Raw genomic sequence first — 2,856 nt, 5'->3', positions numbered from 1 at the left:
GGGTTGAGAATATTCGACTTCAGCTAATCCGTAATGAATGAAACCAATAAACTCATTACCATTCGCATCGACGAATTTCGCCCTGACAATGATGTTAGAGTTGGGGTCTAGAGCATCATCTTGGCTAGCTTGACAAATGACAGTGTCATCATGACTATCATCTTTCCATGAGGCAAACTGCCATACTGCATAATCTTGTATATCTTGGGGAGTTATTTCCCATATTTGCTTAACCATGTTACTCCTGTACTGCTAACGCCGCATTAAGGTGTGAGCAACGCTACCACAAAACTAAACCATACCACCGTAAACACTAAACCCAACGATGGAATGAAAAATGCCAAGCGTTGGGAATCACTCTTAAATGCTTTGTTATAAGGAGGGTTCACCTATTGTCCACATTTCAACTTCTATACTTTCTTCTTCATCACCCCAGTCTTCTTTGTAGCCCAGCTCGATGTAATCGAAATTTGCAGAAATCCCATACTTTTCCAAAATACTTCTACCTGTAAGTAAACCATCGTCAGGTCTAAACCGCTTATAGTAGGTTTCGTCAAAAAACACCGTTACTTCACTTGCAAAAAGGTTGGGATAACAAAGAAGTACAGCTACCCAAGACTTGCCTTTTTCTTTGTTTGGCTTTGCATTAACCATATGATTGGCGGCTATAAATAACTGTTCTAAAGCCTCTTTCTGCCACTCAAACTTGGAACTAGAACCTTGGATTAAGCGATCAAGTGTCCAAATTTTGAAGTTAGTGTATTGCTCACCATCTCGCTCTGGATAATAACCTCGAAACTCTTCAGCCCACACTTTTAGGGCACGTATGTGCCTTTCTGGGTTTCGTACTTTCTGTTTTGGACGATGAAAGCTAATTCTTCGCATACCTTCCTCCTTATAACGCCGCGTTAAGTGGTGAGCAACGCTACCACCACACTTAAACCATTGTGCCGTAAACACTAAAGCTGAATTAAACCGAAAATGCCAAGTGTTGGGAATCCGTCTTAAACGCTTTGTTATAAGCCTACCCAAAGATACGTGCCCAAAACCCTTTCTTTTCTGTTAGCTGAGGTTTCTGGCTTTTAGTTGGTTTAGTGCATTTATTAACCTGTTTCTTTTGGTCAGCAGCTGCTATTAGAATATTCACTAAATCAAAGGTTGATTCATAATTAATCACATCACAAGCCTGCACAGATTTTGACTCGGAAAATAGGTCTTGGAAAATATCTTTCCATACGTTGTAGTATTTCGAGCACTGTTTTTCAGTACCAAACATTTGCCCATAAGAACCACAAAGTAATGCATGGGTAATCTGTTTGCGCTGCCCATTGACCGCTTTAGCTTGGGAGACTTGCTCCGCACTGAGAGCAACAAGTATTAAAGAATTTTCCATATTTCCTCTTCGGCTTATAACGCCCTGTTAAGGTGTGAGCAACGCAATACCGAAGCCACCGCATACCACCTTAAACACTACACGCACGCATAGTAAAAATGCCACGCGTTGCGAATCACTCTTAAACAGTTTGTTAAGCCTTGGTAGCTAACAAGTCAACACAGTCGAGTTTTTGAGAAAATTCTTCACACTTTACTCTCCAAGAAGAATTGAACTCGTCAAAATTACTATCCGAGTCGCAGTCCCAGGTATTTAGTGTCTCTACAATTGCCCATGCTGAAGGTTCTGTGCTCAGCACTTCATCATATAAATAAAATGCAACTATACGATTTAATTCACGATTTGTAGAGCTAGCTTCAAGTAACTCCATATTAGACGATAACCAATCAGTAAACTCTTTACTGGTTTTAAAAGTCTGAGTCGCCTTAGCTCTCAGGTTTTGCACATAATCATCTATTGCGCCTGCAAAACTAGGGGTTGCTTTCCCTAACGTGAACTCTGTCCAATGTTCAGCCATATAAGACAATACAGCAAGAGAGGCTGCCTCACAGAAGCTTTCTTCTAGCCATTTAAATTTATGATTTCTTTGTTGACTGTGATTAGAGTACAAATGACAGATTTCGTGGGCTAATTGGTAAGCAACTTGAGCCCAATACACACCAGAATCACACGATAGGGTGATAACAAAGTCTCCATCAACTTTGTCGTAATGAGCTAAAGGATAGCCCTGTAGAGGATTATTATAGATACGGATATCGCAGTCCAATTCATGACCAACAAAATTAGCAAATATCTTGTATGTAAATGTTGCTATTTCCTGTACTGGAGCCAACGATTCAACACCCCAATCACCAATTATTTTTATCATTGTAACTCCAACTTTATAGGAAGAGGCTTAACGCCTTGTTAAGGTGTGAGGCACGCAATACCGAAGCTTCCGCATACCACCTTAACCACTAAACCTGACGCATGGTAAAAATGCCACGCGTGCCGAATCACTCTTAAACAATTTGTTAGCAGGACATTACGCAAGTAGCCGATGCTTCATTGACATAACTATAACCTTCGATAGTGACTGTAATCTGCTCTAAACCAAAAACTGACTCTGACGTTATCACTATAGGGAAGTTTAGTCTTATCAGGTCATTATGATTGGGCTTCGTAATGCCAAACCAAAAGCCTACGGTTTTGCCATTTACGAACATATTGGGTTGAGAATATTCGACTTCAGCTAATCCGTAATGAATGAAACCAATAAACTCATTACCATTCGCATCGACGAATTTCGCCCTGACAATGATGTTAGAGTTGGGGTCTAGAGCATCATCTTGGCTAGCTTGACAAATGACAGTGTCATCATGACTATCATCTTTCCATGAGGCAAACTGCCATACTGCATAATCTTGTATATCTTGGGGAGTTATTTCCCATATTTGCTTAACCATGTTACTCCTGTACTGCTA

At 40.4% G+C, this 2,856-nt stretch carries 4 protein-coding genes and 1 pseudogene; all 5 read right to left on the bottom strand.

The annotated features are described in order from the left end of the window. A pseudogene (locus tag CWO13_RS23190) lies at nucleotides 1–237 on the bottom strand (hypothetical protein); the annotation flags it as partial. Nucleotides 238–372: 135 nt separating this feature from the next. Beyond that, nucleotides 373–885, bottom strand: a complete 513-nt coding sequence (locus CWO13_RS23185; protein WP_108021215.1) for a DUF3916 domain-containing protein — start codon at nucleotides 883–885, stop codon at nucleotides 373–375. 139 nt (nucleotides 886–1,024) lie between these two features. Beyond that, nucleotides 1,025–1,393: a hypothetical protein gene (locus tag CWO13_RS23180; protein ID WP_108083519.1), complete on the bottom strand. Its 369-nt coding sequence runs from the start codon at nucleotides 1,391–1,393 to the stop codon at nucleotides 1,025–1,027. Nucleotides 1,394–1,526: 133 nt separating this feature from the next. Then, nucleotides 1,527–2,261: a hypothetical protein gene (locus tag CWO13_RS23170; RefSeq protein WP_108083518.1), complete on the bottom strand. Its 735-nt coding sequence runs from the start codon at nucleotides 2,259–2,261 to the stop codon at nucleotides 1,527–1,529. Between the two features lie 145 nt (nucleotides 2,262–2,406). Then, nucleotides 2,407–2,838 carry a hypothetical protein gene (locus CWO13_RS23160; RefSeq protein ID WP_102431689.1) on the bottom strand — a complete coding sequence of 144 codons (432 nt, stop codon included), beginning with the start codon at nucleotides 2,836–2,838 and terminating at the stop codon, nucleotides 2,407–2,409. Nucleotides 2,839–2,856: the final 18 nt, after the last annotated feature.

The organism is Vibrio sp. ZF 223 (genome assembly GCF_003050585.1).
GTDB classification, from domain to species: domain Bacteria; phylum Pseudomonadota; class Gammaproteobacteria; order Enterobacterales; family Vibrionaceae; genus Vibrio; species Vibrio crassostreae.
This window is presented reverse-complemented; position numbering and strand designations above follow the sequence as displayed.

Coding starts and splice junctions, on each gene's coding strand:
- CWO13_RS23185 (WP_108021215.1), bottom strand. CDS start 885: ATGCGAAGAATTAGCTTTCATCGTCCAAAACAGAAAGTACGAAACCCA.
- CWO13_RS23180 (WP_108083519.1), bottom strand. CDS start 1,393: ATGGAAAATTCTTTAATACTTGTTGCTCTCAGTGCGGAGCAAGTCTCC.
- CWO13_RS23170 (WP_108083518.1), bottom strand. CDS start 2,261: ATGATAAAAATAATTGGTGATTGGGGTGTTGAATCGTTGGCTCCAGTA.
- CWO13_RS23160 (WP_102431689.1), bottom strand. CDS start 2,838: ATGGTTAAGCAAATATGGGAAATAACTCCCCAAGATATACAAGATTAT.